The sequence below is a fragment of the Mesorhizobium sp. M4B.F.Ca.ET.214.01.1.1 genome (assembly GCF_004791545.1).
GTDB classification, from domain to species: Bacteria; Pseudomonadota; Alphaproteobacteria; order Rhizobiales; family Rhizobiaceae; genus Mesorhizobium; species Mesorhizobium abyssinicae.
The window spans coordinates 1-352 of record NZ_SRUX01000151.1; the positions used below are offsets into that span (position 1 = coordinate 1).

Annotated in this window: 1 protein-coding gene; it reads right to left on the bottom strand. The window is 60.5% G+C overall.

The window, feature by feature from the left end; translation table 11 throughout:
- Positions 1-159: 159 nt before the first annotated feature.
- Positions 160-352, bottom strand: a 193-nt coding sequence (locus EN857_RS35320) for a DUF6434 domain-containing protein (RefSeq protein ID WP_135897704.1), incomplete at its 5' end; no start/stop codon positions are given.

The window sequence follows — 352 nt, forward strand, 5'->3', positions numbered from 1 at the left end:
GTTGCGCCCGGCCAGAACGCGCGCCACGATGTCGGGCACGCCAAAGCCCTGCGCGATGGCAAGCGCCGTCATGTCCTGCCGCTCAGTCAGCCGATGTTCCCAGCAAACACCGTTGGCCGACTGCCTGACATCGAGGAAGAAACGCCTTTCGCCGCTCAACTACGCTTTCCGCTTATCAGCCTGGCGTCGGAGCCATTCGTCCGCCGCATCGCCCATGGTCTTTTCCGTACCATCCTTGAGCCAGGTCATGAAAGGGCGGTCGAACCTGAATGCACTGCCGCATTCGCGTGTCAGAAAGCGGCGCACATTCTGGGTGTTGCGATAGGATTTCGTAATCACCGTAGCACGCGAA